The organism is Streptomyces sp. NPDC046881 (assembly GCF_040645015.1).
GTDB lineage: Bacteria > Actinomycetota > Actinomycetes > Streptomycetales > Streptomycetaceae > Streptomyces.
In genome coordinates this window covers 1-5,473 of record NZ_JBEYXJ010000206.1, presented here as the reverse complement: position 1 = coordinate 5,473, position 5,473 = coordinate 1, and the positions used below count along the sequence as shown (strand labels likewise).

The window sequence follows — 5,473 nt, the reverse complement described above, 5'->3', positions numbered from 1 at the left end:
CGTCCGAGCCCCGCGGCCCGCGCCCCCACGGGCGGGCCCCCCCCCCCCCGTCGCGCCCCCGCCCCCCCGGCCCGCCCGGCGCCCACCCCCCCCGGGCCCAGCCCGGGGAGGCCAAGGCGCAGCTGGTCCAGCGCCTGATCGGCGGCCAGGTCAGCGGCACCACCGCCGACCTGGTGTCCGGACTGGCCCGGTCCCGCTGGTCGCAGCCCCGCGACCTGGTGGACGCGCTGGAGGAGCTGGCGAACATCGCCGACCTCACGGCCGCGGAGAAGACCGGCACCCTCGACGACGTCGAGGACGAGCTGTTCCGGTTCGGCCGGATCGTCTCCTCCAGCACCGAGCTGCGCGCCGCGCTCACCGACCGTGCCGCCGGCACCTCGGCCAAGACCGAGCTGCTGCACCGGCTCCTCGGCGGGCGGGCCAAGCCGGCCACGGAGCGTCTGGTGACGCGTCTGGCCACCGCCCCGCGTGGACGTAGCCTGGAAGCGGGACTGGAGTCCCTGTCCAAGCTCGCCGCCGATCGCCGGAACCGCATGGTCGCCGTCGTCACCTCGGCGGTGCCGCTGAGCGACGGGCAGAAGCAGCGCCTCGGCGCCGCCCTGACCAAGCTCTACGGGCGTCGGATGCACCTGAACCTCGACGTCGACCCCCAGGTCGTCGGCGGCATCCGGGTGCAGGTCGGTGACGAGGTCATCAACGGCTCCCTCGCGGACCGGCTGGACGAGGCCGCCCGCCGCATGGCGAGCTAGCCGACAGCAACTCGATATTTCGAGAAAAGCAGTACGTACTTACGGCCCTGGTTGGGCCGTGCAGAGGATTCACCTCCTGTTGGGGGGAGTCCCCATCCCCCCAAAGTGAAACTTCGGGCCCAACAAGGAGAGCAGGGAACCCAGATGGCGGAGCTCACGATCCGGCCGGAGGAGATCCGGGACGCGCTGGAGAACTTCGTCCAGTCGTACAAGCCGGACGCGGCCTCGCGCGAGGAGGTCGGTACGGTCACCCTTGCCGGCGACGGCATCGCGAAGGTCGAGGGCCTGCCCTCGGCCATGGCCAACGAACTGCTGAAGTTCGAGGACGGCACCCTCGGCCTCGCCCTCAACCTCGAGGAGCGCGAGATCGGTGCCATCGTCCTCGGTGAGTTCAGCGGCATCGAGGAGGGTCAGCCGGTCACGCGCACCGGTGAGGTCCTCTCCGTCGCGGTCGGCGAGGGCTACCTCGGTCGCGTCGTCGACCCGCTCGGCAACCCGATCGACGGCCTCGGCGAGATCGAGACGTCCGGCCGCCGCGCCCTCGAGCTGCAGGCCCCCACGGTCATGCAGCGCAAGTCGGTGCACGAGCCGATGGAGACCGGCTACAAGGCCGTCGACGCGATGACCCCGATCGGCCGTGGCCAGCGTCAGCTGATCATCGGCGACCGCCAGACCGGCAAGACCGCCCTGGCCGTCGACACGATCATCAACCAGCGTGACAACTGGCGCTCGGGCGACCCGAAGAAGCAGGTCCGCTGCATCTACGTCGCCATCGGCCAGAAGGGCTCCACCATCGCCGGCGTGCGCCGCGCGCTGGAGGAGAACCACGCGCTGGAGTACACGACCATCGTCGCCGCCCCGGCGTCCGACCCGGCCGGCTTCAAGTACCTGGCGCCGTACACCGGTTCGGCCATCGGTCAGCAGTGGATGTACGAGGGCAAGCACGTCCTCATCATCTTCGACGACCTCTCGAAGCAGGCCGACGCCTACCGCGCCGTGTCCCTGCTGCTGCGCCGCCCGCCGGGCCGTGAGGCCTACCCGGGTGACGTCTTCTACCTGCACTCCCGGCTGCTGGAGCGCTGCGCCAAGCTCTCCGACGACATGGGTGCCGGTTCGATGACCGGTCTGCCGATCGTCGAGACCAAGGCCAACGACGTCTCGGCGTTCATCCCGACCAACGTCATCTCCATCACCGACGGCCAGTGCTTCCTGGAGTCGGACCTGTTCAACGCCGGTCAGCGCCCCGCGCTGAACGTCGGTATCTCCGTCTCCCGAGTCGGTGGTTCCGCGCAGCACAAGGCGATGAAGCAGGTCTCCGGCCGCCTCCGCGTGGACCTCGCCCAGTTCCGTGAGCTGGAGGCGTTCGCCGCCTTCGGTTCGGACCTGGACGCCGCGTCGAAGTCGCAGCTGGAGCGCGGTCAGCGCATGGTCGAGCTGCTGAAGCAGGACCAGTACCAGCCGATGTCCACCGAGGACCAGGTCGTCTCCGTGTGGGCCGGCACCACCGGCAAGATGGACGACGTGCCGGTCGCCGACATCCGCCGCTTCGAGAAGGAGCTGCTGGAGTACCTGCACCGCAAGGAGCAGGGCCTCATGACCTCCATCCGCGAGGGCGGCAAGATGTCCGACGACACGCTGACGGCCGTGGCCGACGCGATCGCCGAGTTCAAGAAGCAGTTCGAGACCTCGGACGGCAAGCTGCTCGGCGAGGACACTCCTGCCGCTGCCGCCAAGTGACGTAAGGAAGGGACCTGACTCATGGGAGCCCAGCTCCGGGTCTACAAGCGTCGCATCCGATCCGTCACCGCGACCAAGAAGATCACCAAGGCGATGGAGATGATCGCCGCCTCGCGCGTCGTCAAGGCGCAGCGCAAGGTGGCGGCCTCCACGCCGTACGCGACCGAGCTGACGCGGGCGGTCACGGCGGTCGGTACGGGGTCGAACACCAAGCACCCGCTCACCACGGAGGCGGAGAACCCGACCCGTGCCGCGGTCCTGCTCCTCACGAGCGACCGCGGTCTGGCCGGCGCCTTCAACTCCAACGCCATCAAGGCGGCGGAGCAGCTGACCGCGCGCCTGGAGCGCGAGGGCAAGCAGGTCGACACGTACATCGTCGGCCGGCGCGGTGTGGCCCACTACAACTTCCGTGAGCGCAAGATCGCGGAGTCGTGGACGGGCTTCACGGACGAGCCGACGTACGCGGACGCCAAGAAGGTGGCGGCGCCTCTGATCGAGGCGATCGAGAAGGACACGGCCGAGGGTGGTGTGGACGAACTCCACATCGTCTTCACCGAGTTCGTCTCGATGATGACGCAGACGGCGCTGGACGCCCGGCTGCTGCCGCTGCGCCTCGAAGAGGTCGCCGAGGAGGCTCACCCCAAGGGTGAGATCCTCCCGCTGTACGACTTCGAGCCCTCGGCGGAGGACGTCCTCGACGCCCTGCTGCCGCGCTACGTGGAGAGCCGCATCTACAACGCGCTGCTCCAGTCGGCCGCTTCGAAGCACGCCGCCACGCGGCGCGCGATGAAGTCGGCCACCGACAACGCGGGCGAGCTGATCAACACGCTCTCCCGTCTTGCCAACGCGGCCCGCCAGGCCGAAATCACCCAGGAAATCAGCGAGATCGTCGGTGGCGCGAGCGCCCTGGCCGACGCGACCGCGGGGAGTGACCGATAAATGACCACCACTGTTGAGACCGCGACGGCTACGGGCCGCGTCGCCCGGGTCATCGGCCCGGTCGTCGACGTGGAGTTCCCCGTCGACGCGATGCCGGACATCTACAACGCCCTCCACGTCGAGGTCGCCGACCCGGCCAACGCGGGCGAGAAGAAGACGCTGACCCTGGAGGTCGCCCAGCACCTGGGTGACGGCCTGGTCCGCACCATCTCCATGCAGCCGACCGACGGTCTGGTCCGCCAGGCCCCGGTCGTCGACACCGGCGACGGCATCACCGTCCCGGTCGGTGACTTCACCAAGGGCAAGGTGTTCAACACCCTCGGTGAGGTGCTGAACGTCGACGAGCAGTACGAGGGCGAGCGCTGGTCCATCCACCGCAAGGCCCCGAACTTCGACGAGCTCGAGTCGAAGACCGAGATGTTCGAGACCGGCGTCAAGGTCATCGACCTGCTGACCCCGTACGTCAAGGGCGGCAAGATCGGTCTGTTCGGCGGCGCCGGCGTCGGCAAGACGGTGCTCATCCAGGAGATGATCTACCGCGTCGCCAACAACCACGACGGTGTCTCCGTGTTCGCCGGTGTCGGTGAGCGCACCCGTGAGGGCAACGACCTGATCGAGGAGATGTCCGACTCGGGCGTCATCGACAAGACCGCGCTGGTCTTCGGTCAGATGGACGAGCCCCCGGGCACCCGTCTGCGCGTCGCGCTGGCCGGCCTCACCATGGCCGAGTACTTCCGTGACGTCCAGAAGCAGGACGTGCTGTTCTTCATCGACAACATCTTCCGCTTCACGCAGGCCGGTTCCGAGGTCTCCACGCTGCTCGGCCGCATGCCGTCCGCGGTGGGTTACCAGCCGAACCTGGCCGACGAGATGGGTCTCCTCCAGGAGCGCATCACCTCGACCCGCGGTCACTCGATCACCTCGATGCAGGCGATCTACGTCCCCGCCGACGACCTGACCGACCCGGCCCCGGCGACCACCTTCGCCCACCTCGACGCGACGACGGTTCTGTCCCGTCCGATCTCCGAGAAGGGCATCTACCCGGCCGTGGACCCGCTGGACTCCACGTCCCGGATCCTGGACCCGCGCTACATCTCGCAGGACCACTACAACGCGGCCATGCGCGTGAAGACGATCCTGCAGAAGTACAAGGACCTCCAGGACATCATCGCGATCCTCGGTATCGACGAGCTGGGCGAGGAGGACAAGCTCGTCGTCCACCGTGCCCGTCGTGTGGAGCGCTTCCTGTCCCAGAACACCCACGTCGCCAAGCAGTTCACCGGCGTGGACGGTTCGGACGTGCCCCTGGACGAGTCGATCGCCGCGTTCAACGCGATCTGCGACGGCGAGTACGACCACTTCCCGGAGCAGGCGTTCTTCATGTGCGGTGGTCTCGAGGACCTCAAGAAGAACGCGAAGGAGCTGGGCGTCTCCTGAGCCCCGTGCTCATCCGAGGGGGCGGGTGCGTCCCGCCCCCTCATCCACGCCCACTAGAATTGACCCCAACACCCGGCACCCCCGCCGGGTGGTGACCCGAGGAGCCACCCTTGGCTGCTGAGCTGCACGTCGAGCTGGTCGCCGCCGACCGCCAGGTCTGGTCCGGCGAGGCCACCCTGGTCGTCGCGCGCACCACGTCCGGCGACATCGGCGTCATGCCCGGTCACCAGCCGCTGCTCGGTGTGCTGGAGTCGGGCCCGGTGACCATCCGTACGAGTGATGGTGGAACGGTCGTCGCCGCTGTGCACGGCGGTTTCATCTCGTTCGCGGACGACAAGCTCTCGCTGCTGGCCGAGATCGCCGAGCTGTCGGACGAGATCGACGTCCAGCGCACGGAGCGGGAGCTGGAGCGTGCGAAGGCGGAGGGCGACGCCGCCGCCGAGCGTCGCGCGGACGTTCGACTGCGTGCCGCGGCGGCGCGCTAGACGCAGCGCGCCGTGCGTTGACGATCCTCAGCCGCGGCTGGGACCGGAGGAATACAGGCCCCCCCGCCGCGGGGGGCGCTAGGTGTGGTTTTTATGATGAGGTTAAAAAAATGAGAGGATGTGGGG

5 protein-coding genes are annotated in these 5,473 nt (G+C 68.6%); all 5 read left to right on the top strand.

Features of this window, described 5'->3' with window-relative positions; translation table 11 throughout:
- On the top strand, positions 1–749 hold a 749-nt coding region (locus ABZ923_RS40800; RefSeq protein WP_361483351.1), incomplete at its 5' end, for a F0F1 ATP synthase subunit delta.
- Positions 750–893: 144 nt separating this feature from the next.
- Positions 894–2,486, top strand: a complete 1,593-nt coding sequence (gene atpA / locus ABZ923_RS40795) for a F0F1 ATP synthase subunit alpha (protein ID WP_361483349.1) — start codon at positions 894–896, stop codon at positions 2,484–2,486.
- A 21-nt stretch (positions 2,487–2,507) separates the two neighbouring features.
- Entirely contained in the window at positions 2,508–3,425 is a 918-nt protein-coding gene (locus tag ABZ923_RS40790) for a F0F1 ATP synthase subunit gamma (RefSeq protein ID WP_361483347.1), read from the top strand.
- Positions 3,426–4,862, top strand: coding sequence for a F0F1 ATP synthase subunit beta (gene atpD, locus ABZ923_RS40785; protein ID WP_014675014.1), 1,437 nt, complete (start codon positions 3,426–3,428; stop codon positions 4,860–4,862).
- 110 nt (positions 4,863–4,972) lie between these two features.
- Positions 4,973–5,347: a F0F1 ATP synthase subunit epsilon gene (locus tag ABZ923_RS40780; protein ID WP_067129289.1), complete on the top strand. Its 375-nt coding sequence runs from the start codon at positions 4,973–4,975 to the stop codon at positions 5,345–5,347.
- Positions 5,348–5,473: the final 126 nt, after the last annotated feature.

Bases quoted from the DNA above. Each gene is read 5' to 3' on its own strand.
- atpD (WP_014675014.1), top strand. From the start codon at position 3,426: ATGACCACCACTGTTGAGACCGCGACGGCTACGGGCCGCGTCGCCCGG.
- ABZ923_RS40790 (WP_361483347.1), top strand. From the start codon at position 2,508: ATGGGAGCCCAGCTCCGGGTCTACAAGCGTCGCATCCGATCCGTCACC.
- atpA (WP_361483349.1), top strand. From the start codon at position 894: ATGGCGGAGCTCACGATCCGGCCGGAGGAGATCCGGGACGCGCTGGAG.